We start from the raw sequence: 25,752 nt of genomic DNA, 5'->3' as shown, positions 1-25,752 counted from the left end.
GAAACACAGCATGGCTAAATCGACTTTATGTGCCCTCTATTTTTCACTCGCGCTGGGCGGCGCGTTCTATCAGACCTCACTGTCTGCCGCACCTGCGCCTGCTTCGGACAGCAGCGCAGCTGCGAAAAGTATTTTGCCGTCCACACCATCGGCGGTCGTCACGCCGCAGGAGCAGGTCAGTATTAATCAGGCCACAGCCGAGCAGCTCTCTGCCGCCATGCAAGGTGTCGGGCTGAAGAAGGCGCAATCAATCGTCAGCTACCGTGAGCAGTACGGACCGTTCAGCGCCATCCAGCAGTTAAATGAGGTGCCGGGTATTGGCAATTCGCTGCTGGAGCGTAATGCGGCCCGCCTGAAATTGTGAGGCGCCACGCATCTCTGATGCTTTGTCTGCTGTAGCAGAACGACTCTGCTAAAGTGAACAGGTCCAACCAGTTCACTCGCAGCAGCAGGAGAGCATAAACATGCAGACCACAATTAAAGTGCGCGGCTACCATCTTGATGTCTATCAGCACGTTAACAACGCGCGCTATCTCGAATTCCTCGAGGAGGCGCGCTGGCAATGGCTGGAAGAAGTTGAGGCATTTCACTGGCTGCTGGAACAGAAACTGGCATTTGTGGTGGTGAATATCAATATCAACTATCGTCGCCCGGCCGTGCTGGGCGACGTACTGGCAATCGACAGCCAGATTACCCAGTTGAACGGTAAAAGCGGAATTATTGCGCAGCGGGTGTTGCTGGCGGGAGAAGAGACGGTGGTCGCTGATGCCGCGCTGACCTTCGTTTGCATCGACCTGAGAACCCAGAAGGCGGTACCGCTGGAAGGAGAATTGCGTGAACGACTGACGCGCCTGATGGCCTGAGCACATTGTGGCGCATCCTGATGAAGCAGAGGCGGCAACGGTGGCGTGATTGCCGCCCCGATAGGCTTACTCCAGGCCGCTTTTGGCCTTCATGGCGGCCATGACACCGGCACGATCGTTAAGGTAGCCCTGCAGGCCATTGGCGCGTAAATGGCAGGCGGCACACTCACCGCATCCATCGCCTTTCACGCCGTTGTAGCAGGTCAGGGTCTGCTCGCGTACCAGTGGCAACTGTTGCCAGTAGTCCGCCAGCGCCCAGGTTTCAGCTTTATTCAGCCACATCAGCGGGGTTTCAAAACGGACCTCGCGCGCCATACCGAGGCTGACCGCATGATTCAGCGCTTTGACAAACTCATCGCGGCAGTCGGGATAGCCGGAAAAGTCCGTTTCACATACCCCGGTAATCACCGCTTCCGCTTCAACCTGATAGGCATAAACTGACGCCAGGGTCAGGAACAGGATATTGCGGCCCGGTACAAAGGTGCTCGGCAAGCCGCTGGCGTTGGGATCGTAGGTCGGAACCGGGATGTTATCTCGCGTCAGGCTGCTGACAGCCAGATCGTTCAGCATCGTAACATCCAGCACTTTATGGGCGCGTGCGCCCAGCCTGATGGCCAGGTCGCGTGCTACCTCAATCTCTTCACGATGACGCTGACCATAATCGAATGTGACACAGTGAACTTCATCGTATTGCTGTAACGCCTGAACAAGGCAGGTGGTGGAATCTTGTCCACCGCTAAAAACGACAACGGCGCGTTTCATGCTATTTTCCCGATGGTGAGTTATGCGCTTATGGTAATGCCTCACTCCGCCGCTGAACAGCTGTGCGGCCGATCAATCGGCGGTGGGATCCAGGCACGACTGAAATCGAACCAGCCCAGGGTGTTTAACTGAATGCCTTCAACGCCGGGCGGCGCGTAAATCTGATAGCGGTAATTGAATAGCGGCAGCAGGATACCGGCGCGCATTAGCTGATGATAGAGCTGATGCAGGGCCTGATCACGAGCCTCACTGTCGGCCAGTTGCTGCAGGGTCAGCAGTTGCGCTTGTACCGCTTCACCCTGAGCGGTGGCCATGAAAGGGCGCCATAATCTGTCGAGCTGTAACCAGCCTGCAAGAGTAAACACCGGCGCATCCCCGATCAGCCGATCCCCCATCACGATATCTGCTTCATCAAGCTGCGGCACGCTGTGCCAGCTCTTAACCTCATGAAATACCACCTGCAACGTGCAGCCGTGCTGTTGTAATAGCTGGCGCAGGGCCTCAGCGGTCTGGTGCAGTTCGACCGGCAGTTGATAATACAGCGTCAGGCTGGCTGGCAGTGACAGTGGTTCGGCATCAATCGGCGGCACCGGCCAGCCTGGCAGTAACTCCTGGCTGGGGGTAATCAATCCTTCATCAAGCGGCAAGCGCGCGATAATGCCGCTTTGCTGGATCAGCTGGAACAGCCGTCGCGCCTTGGCAGGCGTAAAACCGGCGCGTGGACGACAGACCAGATAGCAAAAGCCAAGGCTGATACTGCTGCTGACCGGTTGCAGGGCTTTCAGATCGCCGGCGTCGCCAATCGCAATCTGCACCGGATGACGGCAACTGCTGCCGAGCATCGGATCAAACAGCTGCGGAGTAATCCAGTACTCCACCGCCTGCAGCAAGGGCAGACGCAGATGCCAGCGGGCATGACTTTCAATTCTCACCAGTTCCGGGGTGAAGTGCATTAGCTTCCAGGGGCCACTGCCGATACTGGCATCGTCGGGATGGGGCAGCAGGCACAGCAGGTGAGCGAGACGATGGGGCAGCCAGAAATCGCTGCGCCGCAGGGTAAACCGCACCGCGAGCGGATGAGGCGCATCGACTTCGATCACCTCAGCCAGCAGCGTGCTGACCCGCGGGTCCTGTAACAGCTGCTGCAACTGCGTGACCAGCTGAGCGGCCCGAATTGGCTCCTCGTTATGCCACACCAGCTGCGGGCGTAACCAGAACAGCCAGCGGCAGGCGGACTCATCGTGTTGCCAGTGGTGGGCCAGATCCCCGACCGGCTCGTCCTGCTCAAAACGGGTCAGCCCGGAATAGAGTTGACGCACCAGATGCTGCTCGGCCCGGCCGGTGATGTGTCGCGGCTCGGTACTTTCCAGCGGGCGATAGTACGGAATGCGCAGAACCGGTGAATCGTTCTGCCATTGCCCGCCCATCAGCGGCCGCAGCATATTAATCAGCCGTTCCGGCGGGACATCCAGCAATTGCAGCGCGTCGGCGGTATCCCCGGCATCCAGCTGGCTTTGCAGCAGCTGCTGACGTAGTTGCTCAGGCGAGCGCAGAAACTGCAGCTGTCCCTGTTTGCCGCGACCCGGTTCGCCGTGCCACTGCAACCAGCCGGCATGCTGCCATTGTGACAACAGGGTACGCAGATGGCGCTCACTACAAATGCAGTGGCGGGCCATCTCGGCAACGCAGGTTTGCTGGGCTGCGCCCTGGCTTTGCTGCCACAGGCGCTGAAACTGATTAAGACGGTTGAGCTGACGCATAGTAAACCCGGAACAGTTTTTTCAAAGTATTCACTATTAGTTCCGTAATTAACAGGCAATAGTAAGGCTCACCTTTACAGCAGAGGATTGATTATGGTGCGCTTAGCCGCCTTCGATATGGATGGCACCCTGTTACTGCCCGATCATCAGTTGGGCCAGCAAACGCTGGCGAGCCTGCATGCCCTGCATCAGCGCGGTATTCATCTGGCGCTGGCCACCGGTCGTCACCTGCTGGAGATGCAGATCCTGCGGCAACAGATGATCCTGCCGGCGTGGCTGATCACGGGTAACGGCACCCGGATACACGATCAGCTGGGTAATCTGCTGTTTGCCCAGGATCTGCCGCCTCAGGTGGCGGAAGAGGTGATCCACAGCCACTGGCAGACCCGCGCCAGCATCCATATTTTCAACGATCAGGGCTGGTTTACCGATCGTCCGCAGCCGGATCTGCTGGCGGCCCATCAGATGAGCGGGTTCCACTATCAGCTGCGCGATTTAAAAACCATGCCGGCACATCAGGTCACTAAAATCTGTTTTGTCGATCATCATCAGTCGCTCTGCCAGTTAAAAACGCAGCTGGATGCCGCGCTGGGCGAGCAGGCCAATATCTGTTTCTCTGCCGCCGATTGTCTCGAAGTATTGCCGAAAAACTGCAACAAAGGCAGCGCCCTGGCACGGTTATGCGATGGTCTTTCATTGACCCTGGCAGAGTGCATGGCGTTTGGCGATGCGATGAACGATCGGGAAATGCTGGCGCAGGCGGGGCACGGTTTCATCATGGGCAATGCGATGGCGCAGTTAAAGGCGGCGTTACCGCATCTGCCGGTCTTAGGACATTGCGAGACACAGGCGGTGTCTCACTATTTAAATCACTGGCTGGCGACACCCCACCTCGCGTATTCCCCCGAATGCTGAGGATTGCCGTGTACCGGACAGGATGTCCGGTTTTTTATTCCAGCTCGCGCTGCCACGGCGTGATATCACCGATGTGTTTCGCTACCCACTCCGGCTGATAATAACTATCCGGATAACGCTCGCCGCTGTCACACAGCAGCGTCACCAGCGCGCCCTGCTGGTTAGCCGCCCGTAAACGTTTTGCGACCTGCATCATGCCCCAGAAATTGGTACCGGTGGAGGCACCCGGTTTGCGTCCCAGAATTTTTTCCAGCTTCAGCATGGCGGCCAGCGTCGCGCCATCGGGGACTTTGATCATTTCATCTATTACGTCTGGCATAAACGAAGGCTCCACCCGCGGACGACCAATGCCTTCAATCAGGCTGCCACGCGTGCTGGTCAGGCTGGCATCGCGCTGATGCCAGTAATCAAAAAATACCGAGTGCTGCGGATCGACCACCAGTAACTTCGTGGAGAAACCCTGATAGCGGATATAACGTCCCAGCGTAGCGGAAGTGCCGCCGGTACCGGCACTCATGATCAGCGTATGGGGAACCGGATAGGGCTCATGCTGCATCTGGCGAAAAATGCTTTCGGCAATGTTGTTGTTACCGCGCCAGTCGGTTGCCCGCTCGGCATAGGTAAACTGATCCATAAAGTGGCCGTTCAGCTCGCGCGCCAGCCGTTCAGATTCGACATAAAGCTGGCAGGGATCGTCAACGAAATGGCACTGCCCGCCATAAAAGGTGATCTGCTCAATTTTCCGTTTCGCCGTGCTGGCAGGCATTACCGCGATAAACGGCAGGCCGAGCAGCCGTGCGAAGTACGCCTCAGAAACGGCAGTGCTGCCTGACGAGGCTTCAATTATTGGCGTATCCTGTTTAATCCAGCCGTTCGCCAGGCCATACAGAAACAGTGATCGCGCCAGTCGGTGTTTGAGGCTGCCACTTGGATGGGTGCTCTCATCTTTCAGGTAAAACCAGATGCCGGGATAATCCGCCAGATCGAAACGGATCAGGTGGGTTTCAGCCGATCGTTGAAAATCGGCGTTAATTTCGTTGATAGCGTGGCGAATCCAGCAGCTGTGCATCTTACGCGTCCGGCAGAGAGAGTTGCGGCTATTTTAAGGCACGAGCAGGAAAAAGAGATTGCAATATTGACGCTAAAATAGCGCTAATGGAGAAAATCATTCTCTCGGAGTGGCGAATGTTAGATAAAACTGACCTGAAACTGCTGGCGTTGTTGCAACGCGATTGTACGCTGTCGCTGCAGGCATTAGCCGAGGCGGTCAACCTCACCACCACGCCCTGCTGGAAGCGCCTGAAAAAGCTCGAAGATGATGGCATTATTCGCGCTCGGGTGGCGTTGCTGGATGGCGAAAAAATCGGATTGTCACTGACGGCGTTTATGTTTGTGAAAACCCAGCAGCACAGTCGCGACTGGTATCAGGCGTTTGTCTCGGTGGTCAACAGCATGCCGGAAGTGATGGCCTTTTACCGGATGGCCGGCGAGTATGACTATCTGCTGCGCATCCAGGTGGCCGACATGAAAAGTTATGATGCTTTTTACAAGCGGTTAGTCAACGGCGTCCCAGGCCTGATTGATGTAACCTCCAGCTTCGCCATGGAAGAGATTAAATACACCACGGCCTTACCTGTCGCCCCATAAAGGCATGAGATTGAGAACAGCGTTGTGCGATTATTCAGTCAATTAAGTTGGTACTTTCTGCGTGAGTGGCGGCGCTATCTGGGCGCGGTCACCTTACTGATCATTATTGCCATTCTGCAACTGTTGCCGCCGCATGTGGTCGGGGTAATCGTCGATGGCGTGACGCAAAACAGCATGAGCATGAGCCGCATCATGCTGTGGATCGGCGTGATGCTGGCTACCGCGCTGGTAGTTTATCTGCTGCGCTACGTCTGGCGGGTATTGCTGTTTGGTGCCTCTTACCAGCTGGCGGTCGAGTTGCGCGAAGATTTTTATCGCCAGCTGAGCCGTCAGCAACCCGCATTTTACCTGCGCCACCGTACCGGTGACCTGATTGCGCGCGCCACTAATGATGTCGATCGGGTGGTGTTTGCCGCCGGGGAAGGGGTACTGACGCTGGTCGATTCGCTGGTGATGGGCTGCGTTGTGCTGCTGGTGATGAGCACCCAAATCAGCTGGCAGCTGACGCTGCTTTCGCTGGTGCCGATGCCGATCATGGCAATCGTCATTCATCGCTACGGTAATCAGCTGCACCATCGCTTTAAGGTGGCGCAGGCCGCCTTCTCCAGCCTCAACGATCAGACGCAGGAGAGCCTGACCAGCATCCGGATGATCAAGTCTTTTGGTCTGGAACAGCATCAGTCGCAGCAGTTCTCTGACATCGCCCGCGATACCGGTGAAAAGAACCTGCGGGTGGCGCGGGTGGATGCCCGTTTTGATCCCACCATCTATATCGCCATCGGTTTTTCAAATCTGCTGGCGATCGGTGGCGGCAGCTGGCTGGTCTGGCACGATCAGATGACGCTGGGTCAGCTCACCAGTTTTGTGATGTATCTGGGCCTGATGATCTGGCCGATGCTGGCGCTGGCGTGGATGTTTAACATCGTCGAGCGCGGCAGCGCCGCCTGGAGCCGTATCCGCGCGCTGCTGGCGGAAGCGCCAGCGGTCGAAGATGGCGATAAAACCCTGCCACCGGAACCAGGCAACCTGCAGGTAGCGATCCGTGAATTTCACTATCCGGCCAGTGCCGGTCCGGTGCTGAGTCAGGTCAGTTTCGAACTGAAACCTGGCGAAATGCTGGGGCTGTGCGGCCCGACCGGCAGCGGCAAGAGTACGCTGCTCAGCCTGATCCAGCGCCATTTTGATATCCAGCAGGGCGATATCCGCTATCACCAGATTCCGCTGCCACAGCTGCGGCTGGACAGCTGGCGCAGCCGGCTGGCGGTGGTCAGTCAGACCCCGTTTCTGTTTTCTGACAGCGTCGCCAACAACATCGCGCTGGGAAAACCGGGTGCGACCCAGCAGGAAATTGAGCGGGCCGCCACGCTGGCCTGCGTTCACGAGGATATTCTGCGGCTGCCGCAGGGCTATGAAACCGAAGTCGGGGAGCGTGGCGTGATGCTGTCGGGCGGGCAGAAGCAGCGTATCTCGATTGCGCGCGCGCTGCTGCTGAACGCGGAAATCCTGGTGCTTGATGATGCGCTGTCGGCGGTAGATGGCCGTACCGAGCATGAAATACTGCACAATCTGCGCCAGTGGGGACGAGGCCGGACCCTGATCATCAGCGCCCACCGTTTATCGGCGCTGACTGAAGCCAGTGAAATTCTGGTGCTACAGCACGGCACCATCGCGCAGCGTGGCGATCATGAAGCGCTGGCGGATCGCCCGGGCTGGTATCGCGACATGTACCGTTATCAGCAGCTGGAAGCCGCGCTGGATGACGATGAGAATGAGAAAGGAGTGCCGCATGGCTAAGTCTGCCCGCTTGTGGCCCACCCTGAAGCGCCTGTTAAGTTACGGCAAGCCGTGGCGGAAATCCCTGTCGCTGGCGGTGGGCATGTTATGGATTGCCGCCGCCGCCGAAGTGACCGGGCCGGTGCTGGTCAGTTACTTCATCGACAATCTGGTGGCGAAACATCAGATGCCGTGGGGGCTGGTTACCGGGCTGGTAGTGAGTTTTATCCTGCTGCAACTGCTGGCGGCCGCCCTGCATTACTGGCAGGCACTGCTGTTTAACCGCGCCGCCATTGGGGTGGTGCAGCGCTTGCGCAGTGACGTGATGAATGCCGCGCTGTGCCAGCCGCTCAGCGCCTTCGACACCCAGCCGGTCGGACAGATTATTTCGCGCGTCACCAATGACACCGAAGTAATCCGTGATCTCTATGTCACGGTGGTGGCGACGGTACTGCGCAGCGCGGCACTGGTAGGCGCCATGATGGTGGCGATGTTCAGCCTCGACTGGCGTATGGCGCTGGTAGCGATGATGATTTTCCCGCTGGTGCTGGTCGTGATGCTGATTTACCAGCGTTACAGCACGCCGATTGCCCGCCGGGTCCGCAGCTATCTGGCCGACATTAATAACGGCTTCAACGAAGTGATCAGCGGCATGAGCGTGATCCAGCAGTTTCGTCAGCAGGCGCGTTTTGGCGAGCGGATGGGCGAGGCGAGTCGTTCGCACTATCTGGCGCGGATGGAAACGCTGCGGCTTGACGGTTTCCTGCTGCGCCCGTTGTTAAGCCTGTTTTCAGCCATGGTGTTGTGCGGATTGCTGATGCTGTTCAGTTTCTCCGTGCCCGGCGTGTTTGAAGTCGGCGTACTGTATGCCTTTATTACCTATCTGGGACGGCTGAATGAGCCGCTGATTGAGCTCACCACCCAGCAATCGATGTTGCAGCAGGCGGTGGTCTCGGGCGAGCGGATCTTCGAGCTGATGGATGCGGCGCAGCAGCAGTATGGGCCCGACGCGCGGCCGCTGGCCACCGGTCGTCTGACCCTGAGAAACCTCAGCTTTGCCTATCGCGAAGATCGTGACGTGCTCAGCGAAATCAATCTTGAGGTGCCGTCACGCAGCTTTGTGGCGCTGGTCGGGCATACCGGCAGCGGCAAAAGTACCCTGGCAAATCTGTTAATGGGTTACTACCCGATTACCCGCGGTGAGATACGCATTGACGATCGTCCGATTGGCGAACTCAGCCATGCAGTACTGCGGCGGGGTATCGCGATGGTTCAGCAGGATCCGGTGGTGCTGGCGGATACGCTGCTGGCTAACGTCCGGCTTGGTCGCGAGATCAGCGAAGAGGCGGTCTGGACGGTGCTGGAGCAGGTGCAGCTGGCCCCTCTGGCGCGTGCATTGCCTGACGGCATTCACACCCGGCTGGGCGAGCAGGGCAACAATCTGTCTGTGGGTCAAAAGCAGCTGCTGGCGCTGGCGCGAGTCCTTGTCGATCTGCCGCAGGTGATGATCCTCGACGAGGCGACAGCCAATATCGACTCGGGCACCGAGCAGGCGATTCAGCAAACGCTGCGAACCCTTCGCCAGCACAGTACGCTGGTGGTGATCGCCCACCGGCTCTCAACAATTACCGAAGCGGATAACATCCTGGTGCTGCATCGTGGCAGGGTGGTCGAGCAGGGGAATCACGCGCAATTACTGGCGCTGCAAGGCCGTTACTGGCAGATGTATCAGCTGCAGCAGGTAGGTGATGATCTGGCGACGGGCATCCCCTTAACAACCGCAGGGTAAGTTGCACCTTTTTTGCGCGGTTTTATCAGAATAATCTGTATAAATGCACGCCTTTGATGCCTGATGCACCAAAGGAGTGCATTCGCTTTTCTGGCAGTGCGCCATTCTCTGCGCTGCTGACTGACCCCCGACAAAACACGCCTTGCCCCGTCTCGCCTCGGTGATTGATTCCACGGTTTTTTTATTTATGGCACAGGCTTTGCTTAGATCCCTGCGTGTCCGTGAGACTCACTCATTTAATCGCTGGAGGGGATCCAATGAAGCTGGTTACCGTCGTAATTAAGCCATTCAAGCTGGAGGATGTGCGTGAAGCGTTATCCTCTATCGGCATTCAGGGGCTGACCGTCTCCGAAGTAAAAGGTTTTGGTCGTCAGAAAGGCCACGCGGAGCTGTACCGTGGCGCAGAATACAGCGTGAACTTCCTGCCTAAAGTCAAAATTGACATCGCCATCGCTGACGATCAGTTAGACGAAGTGGTGGATGTCATCAGTAAAGCGGCTTACACCGGCAAAATTGGCGACGGTAAAATTTTCGTGGCTGAACTGCAGCGCGTCATTCGTATTCGTACCGGCGAGACCGACGAAGCCGCTCTGTAATTAAGACTCAGTACTGTGATGGGATGGAAAAAAATGAATAAAGTTTTCGCTAAGTTGGGCCTCACCAGCATGGCACTGTTACCATCGCTCGCGATGGCTGCACCTGCCGTTGCGGACAAGGCTGATAACGCATTTATGATGATTTGCACCGCGCTGGTGCTGTTTATGTCGATTCCAGGTATTGCGCTGTTTTACGGCGGATTGATTCGCGGCAAGAACGTCCTCTCCATGCTGACACAGGTTGCGGTCACCTTTTCTCTGGTCTGCGTATTGTGGATGGTTTACGGCTATTCACTGGCCTTTAGCGAAGGTAACGCCTTCTTTGGTGGCTTCGGCTGGGCGATGCTGAAAAACATCCAGCTGACCGCAGTAATGGGCAGCTTCTACCAGTATATCCACGTTGCCTTCCAGGCATCGTTTGCCTGTATCACCGTCGGCCTGATTGTCGGTGCCATTGCTGAACGTATCCGTTTCTCTGCCGTGCTGATTTTTGTTGGTGTCTGGCTGACCCTGGCCTATCTGCCTATCGCACATATGGTGTGGGCGGGCGGCTTCCTGGCTCAGGATGGCGCGCTGGACTTCGCTGGCGGCACCGTGGTGCACATCAATGCCGCAGTTGCCGGACTGGTTGGTGCTTATCTGGTTGGCAAACGTGCTGGCTTCGGCAAAGAAGCGTTCAAACCGCATAACCTGCCAATGGTCTTCACCGGTACCGCCATCCTCTATGTGGGCTGGTTCGGCTTCAACGCCGGTTCTGCCTCGGCGGCTAACGAAATTGCGGCGCTGGCCTTCCTGAATACCGTTGTCGCTACTGCGGGCGCGGTGCTGTCATGGACCTTTGGTGAGTGGGCCGTACGCGGTAAACCTTCACTGCTGGGCGCCTGTTCTGGCTTCATTGCCGGGCTGGTGGCTATTACTCCAGCCTGTGGTTACGTGGGTGTCGGCGGGGCGTTGATTATTGGTCTGGTTGGTGGACTGGCCGGACTGTGGGGCGTCACCACCCTGAAGAAATGGCTGCGGGTGGACGATCCCTGCGATGTGTTCGGCGTGCACGGCGTCTGCGGCATCGTGGGCTGTATCCTGACCGGCGTCTTCGCTTCTTCTTCACTGGGCGGTGTGGGCTACGCTGAGGGCGTGACCATGGGCCATCAGGTGTGGGTGCAGCTGTTCAGCGTCGGCCTGACCATCGTCTGGTCTGGAGTAGTAGCCTTCATCGGCTTCAAGCTGGCGGACATGATTGTCGGACTGCGCGTGCCGGAAGAGCATGAGCGTGAAGGTCTGGACGTCAACAGCCACGGCGAGAATGCTTATAACCAATAAGTTTTCCTCGACAGTTTGAAATCAGGGGCGAGAAATCGCCCCTTTTTTTATTCGCTGCGCTGCCGCATCACCCCTTCCTGCACCGTCGACGCCACCAGCACGCCTTGCTGATTATAGAACTCGCCACGGACAAAACCGCGCGCGCCAGAAGCGGAGGTGCTGACCACGCTATACAGCAGCCATTCGCTGAAGTCGAACGGGCGGTGGAACCACATCGAGTGATCGATGGTGGCGACCTGCATATCCGCCTCGAGAAAGCCTTTACCGTGCGGCTGCAGCGCCACCGGCAGGAAGTTAAGATCGGAAGCATAGCCCAGCAGATATTGATGGATGCGCAGATCGTCCGGCAGCGTGCCGTTGGCGCGGATCCATACCTGACGCTCAGGTTTATCGACGTGACCCTTGAGCGGATTGTGGAGCTGCACCGGGCGAATCTCCAGCGGCCGTTCAGCGATAAACTTCTCACGCAGTTTTTCCGGCAGCAGATGCGCCATTTTCTGCGCCATCACCTGCTCAGACAGCAGGTTGTCAGGGCCGGCAACCTCCGGCATGGCATTCTGGTGTTCAAAGCCGCTCTCCGGTGCCTGGAACGAGGCGGTCATATAAAAAATTGGCTGACCGTTCTGAATGGCGCTGACCCGGCGGGCGCTGAAGCTTTTGCCGTCACGCAGGGTTTCGACATCATAAATAATCGCTTTCTGACTGTCGCCGGGGCGCAGGAAGTAACTGTGAAACGAGTGGATAATGCGATCTTCCGGCACCGTCTGCTTGGCCGCATAGAGCGCCTGTCCCACCACCTGACCGCCAAACACCTGGCGCAGCCCAAGATCTTCACTCTGGCCGCGGTATAACCCTTCTTCCAGTTTTTCCAGATTTAATAAATTCAGCAGATTTTGCAGTGCCTGGCTCATGGCGCATTCCTCAATATAGTGACCGGCTCAGTGTGAAAGATCCGACCAGTTTACGTCAATCAGACTTTCCTCTTTGCTGCGGCCAGGCAAAATCCCGATTTTGTGCCAGTATTAAGCACATACGGCGAGTGAAGCGCTGTACGCAGGATTCGCTGCCGAAATCATTTTGATCAAAAGGAGACGACATCAATGAAACTCTGGCATGTGTTCAGTGGGGTAGTTATGGCGGTTGCTGTTGCAGGATGCGCCGACAAAGGTAAACCGGTGCCAACGCCGACGTTAGGATCGGCAGTGGCAGGACAGCAGGCGGCGATTGCGCAGCCTAACGTCAGCGGTTCGGTCTATATTCGTCAGCGTATTGCGCTGCCGCCGGATGCGGTATTAACCGTTACGCTGTCTGACGCTTCCGTGGCGGATGCGCCGTCGAAGGTGCTGTCACAGCGCGTAGTGCGTACTGAAGGCAAACAGGCGCCGTTCCAGTTCGTGCTGCCGTTTAACCCAGCCGACATTCAGCCGAATGCGCGTATTCTGCTGAGCGCCGCCATCTCGATTGATGGCAAACTGGCCTTTATTACTGAAGGCGTGAAGCCGGTGATCAACCAGGGCGGCACCAAAGCTGAACTGCTGCTGGTACCGGTACCGTCTATGGCGATGCCAACCCAGCCGGGTGCAGCCACCAGCGTCCCATCGACCTCACCGACTCAGGTGACGCCGTCGGCTGCGGTTCCTGCGCCTACCAGCCTGTAATACCTTGTGGGGCGACGCTGTCGCCCCGTTTCGCTGCGTTTAGTAGCGCCAGCGGTAAGCCTCAAGATCGATGTGACCGTCATCACTCACCTCTACGCCTTCTGCCTCCAGCGCATCACGCTGACGAAACAGTCCGTCCCCCTGCAAAGAGATCGCCCCATGACGGTTAACCACCCGATGCCAGGGCAGGGTGCTGCCTTGCGGTAACCGACTCAGCACGCCGCCAACCTGACGTGCGGCGCGGGGAGAACCGGCCAGCTGAGCGACGTCGCTATAGGTGGCTACGCGACCCGCCGGAATGGCAGCAACAATCTGCCAGATGCGTTGCTGAAAACTGTCAGGTTGATCCATCTGCTTATCCCGTCAGGAAAAAAGGCTTCAACTTTAGCACGCGCCGCGCCAGCCGGATGCGGCAAACCACCGGTTGTTCAAGAAACCAACGGTCGTCCCGACTGCGCTTGCAATTGCCAGGGCCTTCCCCGATAATGCCTGCGCTCTCGTAATGAGGGCTTGTCAATGGGGGCCCTGTTGGTTCTCCCGCAATGCTAGCTTGTGAACTCGGTCAGGTCCGGAAGGAAGCAGCCGCAGCAGGTGACGCGTGTGCCGGGATGTAGCTGGCAGGGCCCCCACCCATTTCCCCCGCGTAAAAAATCCCCACTCAGATTGCAGACAGGCGAAACTCGCCTGAGGCCGATCCATTGCCGGCAGGCGAGATGATAAAGCTAAGGATGAGACAGTCGAACGAAAGGGCTGCGCGAATTAACGCACAAATTTCCACACCGAACCTGGGACTTTATCGTAGAGCTTGTTCATCGTCAGTTCAGCCAGGCGATGATCGGCTGCAGAGTAAAATACCGCTAACTCATCTTCAGGTAATTCATACTTATTTTTTTCAATGACCCTTTCAAGGGTATCGATTGAGCGACAGCGGCGCAGTCGCATCAAATAATCCGTTTTAGTCAGGTTTTTGTTCATAAATAAACCGTTCTCACGTCAGTACTTATAATGAATGGCTCGGTTGCTGGAGAAAAGCGCACTCTTCAGTGAACAGGTTAAATAAGCGTTTTGCTGAACGTTGCCATCGTTGCAGATCCTGAGTGTTGACACCGTAGTTGCTGAACAACATAAAGGTATCATCAAGATATTCATCGATTTGCGAAATCAGCGCTTCATCTTCAACGTGCTTAATTTTGTAATTCATGGTGAAAGAGGCGATATGCTCGATCAAATCATTGAGCTGTAAATTGCTTTCAGAAGTGGGATCATTAACCCAGCCGTGATGGCTATCCGTTAATGTTGCCATGCTCTCGTCAAACAGACTCTCACACAGGTATTTAAGCTGGGCAATATCATGCCGTTTCGGTGAGTATTCGTCCATCTTTTTCCCCTCCATAGCTAGCACAGTTGCCGCAGGGCGGCGATATAGGGTAAAGCGGCCAGGAAGCGATTTATCAGGCAGTTATTAAACGGGATTCGTCAAATATAGTGTAAAACCATTAGTTCTGCTCACCTCCATTACTAAATATTACAATTCATCGCTGGGGGAGGGCCGCTGATTGGCGATCACATCAAACTCAAGCGCACCGGGCTCAATATGAAAGCTGACCCGGTCGGAATGGCTAACAGTTTCATTTAGATCCTGGCAGGGACTAAATACATTCCAGTCAAAATCATAAAGTAACTTAAAACTATTCGGACCCTGCTTTTCAACAGAAATAATTTTCAGACTGCCTGGAACTAACCGGGCATTTTGAGAATACCACTGTAAATCGCCTACCAGCGCGGGTGATATTTTGAGAATATTCCGCTGAATAATCGCTGCTATTTTTTCGCAGTCGGTTTCGTCCTGCGCAATATCACATTCAATACGTGACAGCATAACTGATCCACTAATAACAGTTGATAAACCTATCATTGGTTTTCTGCAACCGCTTTGCAAGCCAGCCGCGAATGAAATTGTCTATTTCTGTCATTTGCCGACCCCTGACGCCGCAAAATTTGCCTTGCTGGCGGGATTTGCCTCATCCGTTGCCCGGATGACCGTTATTTTTTGATACACATTGCCCTCTGTTCACCGCAGCAGCATTCGATAGAATAAGTGTTATGTTATAACATTATAGGTATGGCGATGCAGCAGAGTGGGCTTTTGATGTCTCTGGCAGGACGGCTGACGGTGGCGATGATCCTCATTGCGTTACTGGCGGCAGCAATGTGGTGGGGTGTCAGCGAATGATTGCGTTTAACGCGCTACAGGTGGGTTACCAGGGCAAGGAGGTGACGCCCGCAATAACCGGCCGGCTTGCGCCCGGCAGTATGACCGCTCTGGTGGGCGCAAACGGCAGCGGCAAATCAACGCTGCTGAAAACCATCGCTGGCTTATTACCGCCGGTGAAAGGCGAGTGCCGCTTGCAGGTGAGCCGCCGTGATACCGGCTGGCTGCCCCAGCGCAGCGAACTGGAAACCCGTTTTCCTCTGACGGTGTATGAACTGGTATCGATCGGCTGCTGGCCGCGCTGCGGCTGGTTTGGCGGCATCAACCGGGCGCTGCGTCAGGAGATCTGGCAGGCGCTGGACGCGGTGCAGATGCGTGATTATGCCGATGCGCAACCGGTCACCTTATCTGGCGGCCAGCTGCAGCGGGTGTTGTTTGCCCGACTGATGTTGCAGCGCAGCCGGTTGTGGTTGCTGGACGAACCCTTTAACGGCATTGACAGCCAGACCGTCAGCTTACTGATGTCGATACTTGAGCGGCAGCAGCAGGCGGGGACCACCTTGCTGGTGGTACTGCACGATCGCCCGCTGGTCGCGCGCTACTTCAGCGACCTGCTGTCACTGGATGACGGCACCTTCACGCATCGTCCCGTCAGCCCTTTCCCGTTACAGGAGGTCGCGCCGTGACGCTGATTCAGCCTTTTCTTGAATTTGGTTTCATGCGGCGTGCGCTGGTGGCCTGTATCGCGCTGGCAATCAGCGCCACCCCGCTGGGCGTGTTTCTCTCGCTACGTCGCATGAGTCTGATTGGTGATGCGCTATCGCATGCCGTGTTACCCGGGGCCGCCATCGGTTACCTGATCTCCGGGCTGTCGCTGGTGGCGATGGGCATGGGCGGATTAATTGCCGGGCTGGCGGTGGCGCTGCTCTCCGGCGCGGTCAGTCGCTATACGCCGCTAAAAGAGGATGCCAGCTTCGCCGGTTTTTATCTTGGTTCGCTGGCGCTTGGCGTCACGCTGGTCTCACTGCGCGGTTCAAGCGTGGATCTGCTGCACGTATTGTTCGGATCGCTGCTGGCGGTTGATAACGGCGCGCTGCTGCTGGTCGGAGGCATCGCCGCCTTCACTCTGATCCTGCTGGCGATACTCTACCGGCCGCTGGTAATTGATGCTTTTGACAGTGACTTCCTGCGGGCGCAGGGCAGGTGGAGTGCGCCGCTGGTACATGGCCTGTTTCTGATGTTGGTGGTGCTCAATCTGGTGGCGGGTTTCCAGGTGCTCGGCACCCTGATGTCGGTCGGCTTAATGATGCTGCCCGCCGCCAGCGCACGCTTCTGGAGTCGCCATCTCGCCGCCATGCTGGCGATTGCCATCCTGATGGCCGTGATCTCAGCTCTGGCTGGCCTGATATTCTCCTGGCACTTTTCACTGCCGGCCGGACCCGCCGTGGTGCTGAGTGCCGCGATGCTGTTTTTTGTTTCAATTCTGACAGGGCCGTGCGGTGGTATTTTGCGCCGCCATTAAACTTAAAGGGGTATTGATGAAGAAATTACCGGTTAGTCTGGCGCTGGCTGCGCTATTTGTCGCGCCATTAGCGATGGCAAAAACGGTGGATGTGGTCGCCAGTTTTACCGTGCTGGCGGACATCGTTAAACAGGTCGGCGGTGACCATGTGCGGGTTAAAAGCCTGGTCGGGCCGGATGGCGATCCGCATACCTTTGAACCGACGCCGCAGGACAGCCAGGCGCTGGCAAAAGCCGATCTGGTGTTTGTCAGCGGTTTAGGCCTGGAAGGGTGGATGGATCGGCTGGTCAGCGCGTCGGGTTATCGCGGCCAGCCGGTGGTGGCGTCAACCGGGATTACCACCCGTAGCATGGAAGAGGAGGGCAAAACCATCACTGACCCGCATGCCTGGAACAGTATGCAGAACGGCGTAATTTACGCCACTAACGTAATGAATGCGCTGGTAAAGGCGGACCCAGATGATGCTGCACAGATCCGTCAGCGCGGTGAAAACTATATTCAGCAGTTGCAGGCGCTGGACCGCTGGGCAAAAACGGCTTTCGACCAGGTGCCCGCCGAACGACGCAAGGTGCTGACCAGTCACGATGCGTTTGGCTATTTTGGCCAGCGATATGGCATTACGTTCCTCGCACCGGTCGGTTTCTCCACCGAAGCGGAGGCCAGCGCCAGTGAGGTGGGAAGCCTGATCACCCAACTGAAGCAGCAGCATATCCAGCGTTACTTCATTGAGAATCAGACCGATCCGCGGCTGGTGAAGCAGATTGCCAGCGCGACCGGCGCACAGCCCGGCGGGGAGCTTTACCCTGAAGCGCTGTCGCCGGCGGCGGGTCCGGCGCCCACCTATGAAGCGGCATTCAGACATAACGTCAACGCGATGCTGAAAAGCATGCAATAAACATAAAAAAGGCCGGGCATGCCCGGCCAGTCATCACGACACAAACTAGCGTTTTTTCTTTCTTCCCTGTACCGCTTTGAAGCGCGGATTGGTTTTGCAAATCACGTAAATACGGCCTTTGCGACGCACCACTTTGCAATCCCGGTGGCGCTTTTTTGCTGAACGCAGCGAGCTTAATACCTGCATCGTCCTCTCCCTCACTTATGACCCAGGAAGCGACCAAAACGCTGGTTAAAGCGTGCGGTACTGCCCTCTTTGGCGAAATCTTTCTGTTTACCGGTATAAAACACGTGCGAGGCTGACGAGACATCAAGCGTCACGTAAGGCAGGGTTTCGCCTTCGAATTCCACGGTACGGTCGGTGCGGATAGTCGAACCGATTTTGAACCAGACGTCAGCCGAAGTGTCGTGAAACACCACGTGGCGATACTCAGGATGAATAGCGGTTTTCATAATAATGCCTCTTTTGTAATGTTATAATATAACAATATTATGCGCCGACTCTGTTGAGATTGCAACCACCGGGAAGAGCGGAGCTAAAAGTGAGGGCAGGGGAGCGCAGCGCTGGCAGTCATACTCCGGGCAGAGTCAGCGCAATCCGTCAGTGAGGAAACGGCGGCAGAGAGCAGAAAAGCTAGCGCAACCCGTCAGTAAAGAACAGCAGCATCATCGCGCCCGCCAGCGAGCAGCGACAGCCGCCATAAAAAAAGGCCGCTTGCGCGGCCTCTTATACTGTCAGTCAGATCTTAGTGAGTCTGGTTGTGTTCAACCGGATGACCTTTTTCGATCTCCGCTTTGTTCTTACCGAAGCGGCGACGCACCACCACGAAGAACACCGGAACGAAGAAGATAGCCAGCGCGGTTGCGGTAACCATACCGCCCATTACGCCGGTACCAACGGCGTTCTGCGCACCAGAACCGGCACCGGTACTGATCGCCAGCGGCAGTACCCCGAGAATGAACGCCAGTGACGTCATCAGGATAGGACGCAAACGCATACGACAGGCTTCCAGCGTCGCTTCAACCAGCCCTTTGCCCTCTTTTTCCATCAAATCTTTAGCAAATTCGACGATCAGAATGGCGTTCTTCGCCGAGAGGCCAATGGTTGTCAGTAACCCCACCACGAAGTAGACGTCGTTACTTAAACCACGCAGCGTGGTGAAGATCAGCGCACCGACTACCCCGAGCGGTACCACCAGCATCACGGAGAACGGAATCGACCAGCTCTCATACAACGCGGCGAGACAGAGGAAGACCACAATCAGCGAGATTGCGTACAGCGCCGGCGCCTGGTTGCCTGACAGACGTTCCTGATAAGACATCCCGGTCCAGTCATAACCGATACCGGCAGGCAGTTTCGACGCCAGCTCTTCCATCAGATCCATTGCCGCACCGGAGCTCTTACCAGGCGCAGCCTGTCCGAGGATCTCCATCGCCGGCAGACCGTTGTAACGCTCAAGACGCGGTGAACCGTACTGCCATTTCGCGGACGAGAAGGCCGAGAAGGGCACCATGGTTCCGCTGCCGTTGCGGACATACCATTTACCAATGTCGTCCGGCAGCATACGCGAGTCTGCCTGACCCATAACGTACACCTTCTTCACACGACCGCGGTCGATGAAGTCGTTGACGTAAGAGCCGCCCCACGAGGCCGCCAGCGTGGTATTGATATCGCTTAACGATACTCCCAGCGCCTGTGCTTTCTCCTGATCGACAATCAGCTTGTACTGCGGCGTATCTTCCAATCCGTTCGGACGGACGCCTACCAGAGTATCCGGATGCTGAGCAATCATGCCGAACAGCTGATTACGTGCCTGGGTTAACTTTTCGTGACCCAGGTTAGCCTGATCGATCAGTTCAAAGTCGAAGCCGGTGGCATTACCCAGTTCGATAATCGCTGGCAGGTTAAATGGAATCACCATCGCATCTTTGATCGCGCCCAGCGCCTGCATGGCACGGCCCGCAATCGCCGGTACCTTCAGGTCGCTACTGCTACGTTCATCCCACGGCTTCAGGCTGACGAAGGCGATACCGGTGTTCTGTCCACGACCGGCAAAGCCAAAGCCGTTAACGGTAAACACCGACTTAACCGAGTCCTTCTCTTTGGTCAGGAAGTAGTCGGTAACCTGGTCCAGCACTTTCTGAGTACGTTCCTGGGTCGCGCCAGCAGGCAACTGCGCCTGTGCCAGCAGCAGGCCCTGGTCCTCTTCAGGTAAGAATGAAGAAGGTAAACGCAGGAACAGAAATGCCATGCCGACCACAATGACCAGATAGATCACCAGATAACGGCCAGTGCTGCGAATGATGTGGCCAACGCTGTCGACGTAATGGTTGGTGCTCTTGTCGAACAGACGGTTAAACCAGCCGAAGAAACCGGTGGTTTTACCGTGATCGCCTTTTTTCACCGGCTTCAGCAGGGTGGCACAGAGTGCTGGCGTCAGGATCAACGCCACCAGTACTGACAGCGCCATAGCCGAAACGATAGTGATGGAGAACTGACGGTAGATAACCCCGGTCGATCCGCCAAAGAAGGCCATCGGGATAAATACCGCCGACAGCACCAGGGCGATACCGACCAGCGCACCCTGAATCTGCTCCATCGAACGTCGGGTCGCTTCTTTTGGCGGTAATCCCTCTTCCGCCATCACACGCTCAACGTTCTCGACCACCACGATGGCGTCATCCACCAACAGACCGATGGCCAGCACCATCCCGAACATCGTCAGGGTGTTGATCGAATAACCAAAGGCGCTGATAACCGCAAAGGTCCCTAACAGTACCACCGGCACGGCAATCGTTGGGATCAGCGTGGCGCGGAAGTTCTGCAGGAACAGATACATCACCAGGAACACCAGCACGATCGCTTCTAACAGCGTTTTCACCACTTCGAAGATAGAGATCTTAACGAATGGCGTGGTGTCGTACGGATAAACCACTTTCAGGCCAGCCGGGAAGGAGGACTGCAGTTTTCCCAGCTCCGCTTTCACCGCATTTGCGGTATCCAGCGCATTGGCGCCGGTAGCCAGTTTAATACCGATACCGGAGGCCGGTTTGCCGTTATAACGGGCGATGATCTCGTAGTTTTCAGCACCGAGTTCAATTTTCGCCACGTCACGCAGACGCACCTGCGAGCCATCCTCATTCACTTTGAGCAGGATTTTGCCGAACTCATCGGTTGAGGTCAGACGGGTCTGCGCAATGATTGAGGCGTTCAGCTGCTGGCCCGGCACCGGCGGCGTACCGCCTAACTGACCGGCAGCAACCTGGGCGTTCTGGGTATTCAGCGCGCTGATGACGTCAACCGGCGTCAGGTTGTAGTTATTCAGCTTGTGCGGATCCATCCAGATACGCATCGCATACTGCGCACCAAACACCTGAGTATCACCGACGCCAGGCGTACGGCTCAGCGGGTCTTTGATGTTAGATGAAACAAAGTCAGAAATATCATTCTGAGTCATGTTGTCATCGTCACTGATGAAGCCGGCGACCATCAGGAAGCTGCTGGAGGATTTTTTAACCTGAATCCCCTGCTGTTGCACTTCCTGCGGCAGCAGCGGCATCGCCAGTTGCAGTTTGTTCTGCACCTGAACCTGCGCGATATCCGCATCGGTACCTGACTCAAACGAAATGGTCAGCGTCAGCGTACCGGATGAGTCACTGCTCGAGGACATATACATCAGTCCATCGATACCGTTCATGTTTTGTTCGATGACCTGGGTCACCGAATCCTGCAGTGTTTTCGCATCCGCACCTGGGTAGGTGGCCTGAATCTCAATCGCCGGCGGCGCAACATTGGGATATTGCTCGATCGGAAGTTTGAGAATCGATAGCGCACCAGCCAACATGATGATGATGGCGAGCACCCACGCAAAGATGGGGCGATCGATAAAGAACTTAGCCATGAATCAACGGCTCCTGTTATGACGATGACTTATCAGATGGCGACTTTGAATCGGGTGCAGCTTTAGCATCGTCTGAGACTTCTTGTGGGGTGACCTGCGCGCCAGGTTTAGCACGTTGCAGACCAGTACTGATCACACGTTCACCCGCTTTCACGCCGTCGGTCACTAACCACTTATCGCCAATCGCTTGTGCGGCCGTAACGGTACGCGCTTCCACTTTATTGTCTGCACCGACCACCATCACGGTCGCCTGACCGGTTGGGGTACGGGTTACCGCCTGTTGCGGAACCAGCAGCGCATTAGGGTTGGTGCCTTCATCCAGACGCGCACGCACGAACATGCCCGGTAACAGCGCATGGTTCGGGTTCGGGAAGATAGCGCGCAGGGTGATAGAGCCGGTGGTTTCATCGACGGTGACGTCAGAGAATTCCAGCGTACCTGGCTGAGAGTAAGTGCTGCCGTTTTGCATCAGCAGCGTCACATTGGCTTTACCGTCGTTCTGCTTCAGCTGACCGGATTCCAGTTCGGAACGTAAGCGCATGAAATCTTCGCTCGACTGGGTAACGTCAACGTACATCGGGTCAAGTTGCTGCACGGTGGCCAGCGCGGTGGTTTGCGCGCTCTGCACCAGGGCACCTTCGGTGACCGATGATTTGCCGATGCGACCACTGATCGGCGAGGTGACTTTGGTATAAGCCAGATTGATACGAGCGGTTTCGACGTTAGCCTTAGCCACCTGAACCGCAGCATCGTTCTGCGCGGCCGTAGCGACGGCGGTGTCATAGTCCTGCTGACTGATATATTTGGTGCCAAGCAGCGGCTTGTAACGTTTAACGGTCAGCTGAGCGATGCGGGCATTAGCTTCTGCCTGCACCAGATCGCCTTTCGCACTGTCATAAGCGGCCTGATAGGTAGCAGGATCGATCTGATAAAGCGACTGACCCGCTTTGACATCGCTGCCTTCAATAAAATTACGCTTCAGAATGATACCGGAAACCTGAGGACGCACTTCGGCCACGCGATATGCAGAGGTACGGCCAGGCAATTCGGTGGAAATTTTCAGTGGCTCGGTTTTTAACGTGACTACGCCCACTTCTGGCGCCTGTTGTTGGGCGGCTTGTTCGGATTTATTGTTATCACATCCTGTTAACAAAAAGCTGCCTGATAGCATCAGGACGGCCGCCAGAGGCGATAATCCTCTGATTTTATTCATAAATAAACCTCTAGTGTCCGATATCAATTGATCAATGGATCACAATCCGAAGAACCCATTGCTGCGTCAAATCGCGGGTCATGCTATGGTACATACATTCACAAATGTATGTAAACTTACCCGTTTGTAAAAAAAGTCCCTTATGGCACGAAAAACCAAAGCGCAAGCACTTGAAACGCGGCACCAAATTCTTGATGCCGCCATTGTCCTGTTCTCGCAACAGGGCGTTTCTGCCACTTCACTGGCGGATATTGCTTCGGCGGCCAGCGTCACGCGGGGGGCCATCTACTGGCATTTCAAAAATAAAGCCGATGTTCTGCATGAAATCTGGCTTCGTTGTGATGCCGGGCTGGATGACGTGGAACTTGAGTATCAAACAAAATACCCGGGCGATCCACTTTCTGTTTTACGCGCCATGTTGGTCTATATCTTTGACGCGACAGCAAACGATCCACAACGCCGCGCTCTGATGGAGATCATTTTCCATAAATGCGAATTTGTTGGCGAAATGGCGTCGCTGAAGAATATCCAGCAAAGCTTACTGCTCGAATGCTACGACAAAATTGAAGATATTCTGCGTCAGTGTATCGAAGCGGAACAGCTTCCCGGCAGCCTTAATACCCGTCAGGCCGCGCTGATTATGCGCGGTTACGTTAACGGCATGATGGAAAGTTGGTTATTTACGCCCGAAAGCTTTGATTTAGCCGGTGACGCGCCGGCGCTGGTCGACGCTTTTATCGATATGCTGCGTCTCAGCCCGACCCTGACCGCTCGCGCCTAAACCGGCGGCTGACGATCGCGTTTATTTTCGAAATCGCGCTGCACCATCGCCAGCGCGGATAATACCGTCTCCACCGGCAGCTGGTGCTCTTCCAGCAACTGAATTAAATCGACCGCCAGTTTAACGTCATCCGGGGCATTCTCCAGCGACATCTCTCCTCCTATATACGCAATTTTGCTGCCACCAGCAGCATTAATAGTGAACCGGCAATCGCCATAGCTAAAGCGCCCATATGCAGCGTCGCCAGGCTACCCAATTCAAAATAGCTGGCAATATAGCCGCCAATCAGTGCGCCAATCATCGACAGCGTCAGGGTCGCGAACAGGCCGCCGGGTCGGCCCGGCATCACAATGCGCTTAAGCAACCCTAACAGCAATCCGCTGAGTAGCCAGATGAATAAACCCATTATTCTCCTCCGTACCGAACCCTATCGAGTATAGAAGCGCTTTTTTACCGCTGCGCTTTATTCCTCTTGCTGGTCGCCGCGCAGCGATAATGCCCACTCTACCGAACGAATCGCCTGCCGGCAGCGTGCCAGACGGCCTTCTAACGTCTCAAGATCGTGTTTCAGCTGGTGCTGAACCGCCAGGGTTTCCGCCAGCGCCAGCCGCTGTTCGCGCTGATCGATCATCGCCAGCAGGCGCCGCTCATATTCACGATACTCCTGATACTTCGAGACACGTGGGTTGCTCAGCGGCTTTTCCCGGCGAGTGCGCAGCTGCTGCGTGCTGGCTTCCCGTTGCAGCGCGGCAATTTGATCGACCAGCCGCTCAGCCAGCCAGGCGCTGCGGTCCGGATCGCCGGCGCTGTCGCACAGCCGGGTAAAGTTCTGTTCCACCTCCGCCAGATAATCGGCGAGGCGGGTGCCTTTGCTGCGAAACAGCTGGCTGTCGAAGCGGGGAAGCCGGCACTGTCCGTCGGGATGGGTCGCAATATCCTGACGCAGCGTAATAAGGAGATGTTGCAGACGCTGTTGTGCGGTGATCAGGTTCATGGCGTCAGGCTCAGTTGTGCTAACGTAAGGGGATCAGGAAAGAGTTGGGCGGCATTCATGCAACGCATTGTGTTATTAACCCTCGGCTGGCTGGCAGTTGTGCTGGGAACCCTGGGCATTGTATTACCATTATTACCCACCACGCCATTTATGCTATTGGCCGCCTGGTGCTTTGCCCGCTCCTCGCCGCGCTTTCATCACTGGCTGCTGTGGCGCTCGCCGTTTGGCCGTTACCTGCGCCACTGGCAGCAGCATCGTGCTATGCCGCCTGGGGCGAAAGGGCGGGCTATCTGCCTGATTGTGGTGACCTTTGCGATTTCCATCGTGCTGGTCTCGCTCTGGTGGGTGCGGATTATGCTGCTGCTGATGCTGGCGGCACTGTTGCTGTTTATGTGGCGGATACCGGTGGTGGCAGAAACAGCGGACGCGCCGCCGCCGCCGCGATAAAGTTGCAATTATCCGGTCATTTGCTTAGATTTGGGCGTCTTCGTGCGTGGCTTCCCTTTGTGAATTGACTTCCGCTGAGCCTTTTACCAGGTATTGGCGCTATTGAAGCTGCGCGAAACAGAATTTTTTACCAGGCGTATCATTATGACCGACACTGCGCAGCAGCTTGAATTCATTAAAAACAGCATTAAAAGCATCCCTGATTATCCCAAGCCGGGCATCCTGTTCCGTGATGTCACCAGCCTGCTGGAAGATCCTAAAGCCTATGCCGCCGCTATCGCGCTGCTGGTGGAGCGCTACCGTGACAAAGGCATCACCAAAGTGGTGGGCACTGAAGCACGTGGTTTCCTGTTCGGCGCGCCGGTGGCGTTAGGCCTGGGCGTAGGTTTTGTTCCGGTGCGTAAGCCAGGCAAGCTGCCGCGTGAAACGTACAGCGAATCTTACGAGCTGGAGTACGGCACCGATCGGCTGGAACTGCATAAAGATGCGATTCAGCCTGGTGACGTGGTGCTGGTGGTGGACGATCTGCTGGCAACCGGCGGCACCATTGAAGCGACCGTTAAGCTGATTCGTCGCGCAGGCGGCGAAGTCCGGGATGCCGCGTTCATTATCAACCTGTTCGATCTGACCGGTGAAACGCGCCTGAAAGCCCTTGGCGTTGAGAGCTACAGCCTGGTCAATTTCCCCGGCCATTAAGCCATTTT

General features: G+C 56.2%; 30 protein-coding genes and 1 other RNA gene. 16 read left to right on the top strand and 15 right to left on the bottom strand.

All coding sequences use genetic code 11. The annotated features are described in order from the left end of the window. The first annotated feature begins 10 nt into the window (after positions 1–10). Together AABB92_RS10110 and AABB92_RS10105 are read left to right on the top strand one after the other, a co-directional pair. Positions 11–364, top strand: coding sequence for a helix-hairpin-helix domain-containing protein (locus AABB92_RS10110; RefSeq protein ID WP_031374671.1), 354 nt, complete (start codon positions 11–13; stop codon positions 362–364). A gap of 100 nt (positions 365–464) precedes the next feature. Then, on the top strand, positions 465–863 hold the full coding sequence (locus tag AABB92_RS10105; RefSeq protein WP_031374670.1) for an acyl-CoA thioesterase: 399 nt from the start codon (positions 465–467) through the stop codon (positions 861–863). 66 nt (positions 864–929) lie between these two features. On the opposite strand, the gene queC is transcribed toward AABB92_RS10105, so the two are convergent. Then, the gene (queC, locus tag AABB92_RS10100; protein WP_031374669.1) at positions 930–1,625 is read right to left on the bottom strand and encodes a 7-cyano-7-deazaguanine synthase QueC; all 696 of its coding nucleotides are present in this window, start codon (positions 1,623–1,625) and stop codon (positions 930–932) included. 41 nt (positions 1,626–1,666) lie between these two features. Continuing rightward, positions 1,667–3,385 carry an SgrR family transcriptional regulator gene (locus AABB92_RS10095; protein ID WP_046288483.1) on the bottom strand — a complete coding sequence of 573 codons (1,719 nt, stop codon included), beginning with the start codon at positions 3,383–3,385 and terminating at the stop codon, positions 1,667–1,669. Positions 3,386–3,478: 93 nt separating this feature from the next. On the opposite strand from AABB92_RS10095, the gene cof reads away from it, so the two are divergent. After that, complete coding sequence (cof, locus tag AABB92_RS10090; RefSeq protein WP_031374668.1) at positions 3,479–4,300, top strand: HMP-PP phosphatase; 822 nt, start codon at positions 3,479–3,481, stop codon at positions 4,298–4,300. Positions 4,301–4,334: 34 nt separating this feature from the next. Here cof and AABB92_RS10085 read toward each other — a convergent pair whose 3' ends face one another. Continuing rightward, the gene (locus tag AABB92_RS10085) at positions 4,335–5,369 is read right to left on the bottom strand and encodes a PLP-dependent cysteine synthase family protein (RefSeq protein WP_031374667.1); all 1,035 of its coding nucleotides are present in this window, start codon (positions 5,367–5,369) and stop codon (positions 4,335–4,337) included. Positions 5,370–5,485: 116 nt separating this feature from the next. On the opposite strand from AABB92_RS10085, the gene AABB92_RS10080 reads away from it, so the two are divergent. From AABB92_RS10080 to amtB, 5 genes are all read left to right on the top strand, one after another. Continuing rightward, on the top strand, positions 5,486–5,947 hold the full coding sequence (locus AABB92_RS10080; protein ID WP_031374666.1) for an Lrp/AsnC family transcriptional regulator: 462 nt from the start codon (positions 5,486–5,488) through the stop codon (positions 5,945–5,947). A gap of 24 nt (positions 5,948–5,971) precedes the next feature. Next, the gene (locus AABB92_RS10075; protein ID WP_031374665.1) at positions 5,972–7,741 is read left to right on the top strand and encodes a SmdA family multidrug ABC transporter permease/ATP-binding protein; all 1,770 of its coding nucleotides are present in this window, start codon (positions 5,972–5,974) and stop codon (positions 7,739–7,741) included. Further along, positions 7,734–9,509 (top strand): SmdB family multidrug efflux ABC transporter permease/ATP-binding protein, encoded by a 1,776-nt coding sequence (locus tag AABB92_RS10070; protein WP_031374664.1) that lies wholly within the window; start codon positions 7,734–7,736, stop codon positions 9,507–9,509. Before AABB92_RS10075 ends, AABB92_RS10070 begins: the two co-directional genes overlap by 8 nt. 257 nt (positions 9,510–9,766) lie before the next feature. Next, the gene (glnK, locus tag AABB92_RS10065) at positions 9,767–10,105 is read left to right on the top strand and encodes a P-II family nitrogen regulator (protein WP_003850469.1); all 339 of its coding nucleotides are present in this window, start codon (positions 9,767–9,769) and stop codon (positions 10,103–10,105) included. A 33-nt stretch (positions 10,106–10,138) separates the two neighbouring features. Next, positions 10,139–11,425, top strand: a complete 1,287-nt coding sequence (gene amtB / locus AABB92_RS10060; RefSeq protein ID WP_031374663.1) for an ammonium transporter AmtB — start codon at positions 10,139–10,141, stop codon at positions 11,423–11,425. A gap of 47 nt (positions 11,426–11,472) precedes the next feature. Here amtB and tesB read toward each other — a convergent pair whose 3' ends face one another. Further along, positions 11,473–12,336 (bottom strand): acyl-CoA thioesterase II, encoded by an 864-nt coding sequence (tesB, locus tag AABB92_RS10055; protein WP_031374662.1) that lies wholly within the window; start codon positions 12,334–12,336, stop codon positions 11,473–11,475. Positions 12,337–12,525: 189 nt separating this feature from the next. Between tesB and AABB92_RS10050 the strand changes: the two genes are divergently transcribed. Next, positions 12,526–13,083 carry a YbaY family lipoprotein gene (locus AABB92_RS10050; protein ID WP_046288482.1) on the top strand — a complete coding sequence of 186 codons (558 nt, stop codon included), beginning with the start codon at positions 12,526–12,528 and terminating at the stop codon, positions 13,081–13,083. A 39-nt stretch (positions 13,084–13,122) separates the two neighbouring features. Here the strand turns inward: AABB92_RS10050 and AABB92_RS10045 are convergent, their stop codons facing one another. After that, positions 13,123–13,434 (bottom strand): MGMT family protein, encoded by a 312-nt coding sequence (locus AABB92_RS10045; RefSeq protein WP_031374660.1) that lies wholly within the window; start codon positions 13,432–13,434, stop codon positions 13,123–13,125. A gap of 175 nt (positions 13,435–13,609) precedes the next feature. On the opposite strand from AABB92_RS10045, the gene ffs reads away from it, so the two are divergent. Continuing rightward, positions 13,610–13,706: signal recognition particle sRNA small type (gene ffs, locus AABB92_RS10040), an RNA gene on the top strand. Between the two features lie 136 nt (positions 13,707–13,842). Here ffs and AABB92_RS10035 read toward each other — a convergent pair. The 3 genes from AABB92_RS10035 to AABB92_RS10025 form a co-directional block, all read right to left on the bottom strand. Further along, positions 13,843–14,058: an HHA domain-containing protein gene (locus tag AABB92_RS10035; protein ID WP_031374659.1), complete on the bottom strand. Its 216-nt coding sequence runs from the start codon at positions 14,056–14,058 to the stop codon at positions 13,843–13,845. A 25-nt stretch (positions 14,059–14,083) separates the two neighbouring features. Continuing rightward, entirely contained in the window at positions 14,084–14,461 is a 378-nt protein-coding gene (gene tomB / locus AABB92_RS10030; protein WP_031374658.1) for an Hha toxicity modulator TomB, read from the bottom strand. Between the two features lie 147 nt (positions 14,462–14,608). After that, positions 14,609–14,962, bottom strand: a complete 354-nt coding sequence (locus tag AABB92_RS10025) for a hypothetical protein (RefSeq protein ID WP_031374657.1) — start codon at positions 14,960–14,962, stop codon at positions 14,609–14,611. Between the two features lie 350 nt (positions 14,963–15,312). On the opposite strand from AABB92_RS10025, the gene AABB92_RS10020 reads away from it, so the two are divergent. The 3 genes from AABB92_RS10020 to AABB92_RS10010 are packed head-to-tail and all read left to right on the top strand — an operon-like array spanning position 15,313 to position 17,712. Further along, complete coding sequence (locus AABB92_RS10020) at positions 15,313–15,981, top strand: metal ABC transporter ATP-binding protein (RefSeq protein ID WP_031374656.1); 669 nt, start codon at positions 15,313–15,315, stop codon at positions 15,979–15,981. Beyond that, positions 15,978–16,817, top strand: a complete 840-nt coding sequence (locus AABB92_RS10015) for a metal ABC transporter permease (RefSeq protein WP_031374655.1) — start codon at positions 15,978–15,980, stop codon at positions 16,815–16,817. Before AABB92_RS10020 ends, AABB92_RS10015 begins: the two co-directional genes overlap by 4 nt. Positions 16,818–16,833: 16 nt before the next feature. Beyond that, a complete protein-coding gene (locus AABB92_RS10010; protein ID WP_031374654.1) occupies positions 16,834–17,712 on the top strand; it encodes a metal ABC transporter substrate-binding protein in 879 nt (292 codons plus the stop codon). A 45-nt stretch (positions 17,713–17,757) separates the two neighbouring features. On the opposite strand, the gene ykgO is transcribed toward AABB92_RS10010, so the two are convergent. The 4 genes from ykgO to AABB92_RS09990 all read right to left on the bottom strand — a co-directional run bounded on the left by ykgO (position 17,758) and on the right by AABB92_RS09990 (position 22,826). Continuing rightward, the gene (gene ykgO / locus AABB92_RS10005) at positions 17,758–17,898 is read right to left on the bottom strand and encodes a type B 50S ribosomal protein L36 (protein ID WP_031374653.1); all 141 of its coding nucleotides are present in this window, start codon (positions 17,896–17,898) and stop codon (positions 17,758–17,760) included. Positions 17,899–17,909: 11 nt separating this feature from the next. Next, entirely contained in the window at positions 17,910–18,164 is a 255-nt protein-coding gene (locus AABB92_RS10000; protein WP_031374652.1) for a type B 50S ribosomal protein L31, read from the bottom strand. Positions 18,165–18,457: 293 nt separating this feature from the next. Further along, complete coding sequence (locus AABB92_RS09995; protein ID WP_046288481.1) at positions 18,458–21,613, bottom strand: multidrug efflux RND transporter permease subunit AcrB; 3,156 nt, start codon at positions 21,611–21,613, stop codon at positions 18,458–18,460. Between the two features lie 16 nt (positions 21,614–21,629). Then, positions 21,630–22,826, bottom strand: a complete 1,197-nt coding sequence (locus AABB92_RS09990; RefSeq protein WP_031374651.1) for an efflux RND transporter periplasmic adaptor subunit — start codon at positions 22,824–22,826, stop codon at positions 21,630–21,632. A 142-nt stretch (positions 22,827–22,968) separates the two neighbouring features. Between AABB92_RS09990 and acrR the strand changes: the two genes are divergently transcribed. Continuing rightward, positions 22,969–23,607 (top strand): multidrug efflux transporter transcriptional repressor AcrR, encoded by a 639-nt coding sequence (gene acrR, locus AABB92_RS09985; RefSeq protein WP_031374650.1) that lies wholly within the window; start codon positions 22,969–22,971, stop codon positions 23,605–23,607. Here acrR and rsmS read toward each other — a convergent pair. The 3 genes from rsmS to priC are packed head-to-tail and all read right to left on the bottom strand — an operon-like array spanning position 23,604 to position 24,601. Beyond that, the gene (gene rsmS / locus AABB92_RS09980; RefSeq protein WP_069727952.1) at positions 23,604–23,759 is read right to left on the bottom strand and encodes a pleiotropic regulatory protein RsmS; all 156 of its coding nucleotides are present in this window, start codon (positions 23,757–23,759) and stop codon (positions 23,604–23,606) included. The two genes, acrR and rsmS, sit on opposite strands and share 4 nt — an antisense overlap. Before the next feature lie 8 nt (positions 23,760–23,767). Then, a complete protein-coding gene (locus tag AABB92_RS09975; RefSeq protein WP_031374649.1) occupies positions 23,768–24,013 on the bottom strand; it encodes a GlsB/YeaQ/YmgE family stress response membrane protein in 246 nt (81 codons plus the stop codon). A gap of 57 nt (positions 24,014–24,070) precedes the next feature. Then, positions 24,071–24,601, bottom strand: coding sequence for a primosomal replication protein PriC (priC, locus tag AABB92_RS09970; RefSeq protein ID WP_031374648.1), 531 nt, complete (start codon positions 24,599–24,601; stop codon positions 24,071–24,073). Positions 24,602–24,658: 57 nt separating this feature from the next. On the opposite strand from priC, the gene AABB92_RS09965 reads away from it, so the two are divergent. After that, entirely contained in the window at positions 24,659–25,048 is a 390-nt protein-coding gene (locus tag AABB92_RS09965) for a DUF454 family protein (RefSeq protein ID WP_031374647.1), read from the top strand. Between the two features lie 144 nt (positions 25,049–25,192). Beyond that, the gene (gene apt / locus AABB92_RS09960; RefSeq protein WP_031374646.1) at positions 25,193–25,744 is read left to right on the top strand and encodes an adenine phosphoribosyltransferase; all 552 of its coding nucleotides are present in this window, start codon (positions 25,193–25,195) and stop codon (positions 25,742–25,744) included. Positions 25,745–25,752: the final 8 nt, after the last annotated feature.

The sequence above is a fragment of the Pantoea brenneri genome, from assembly GCF_038594305.1.
GTDB classification, from domain to species: domain Bacteria; phylum Pseudomonadota; class Gammaproteobacteria; order Enterobacterales; family Enterobacteriaceae; genus Pantoea; species Pantoea brenneri.
This window is presented reverse-complemented; position numbering and strand designations above follow the sequence as displayed.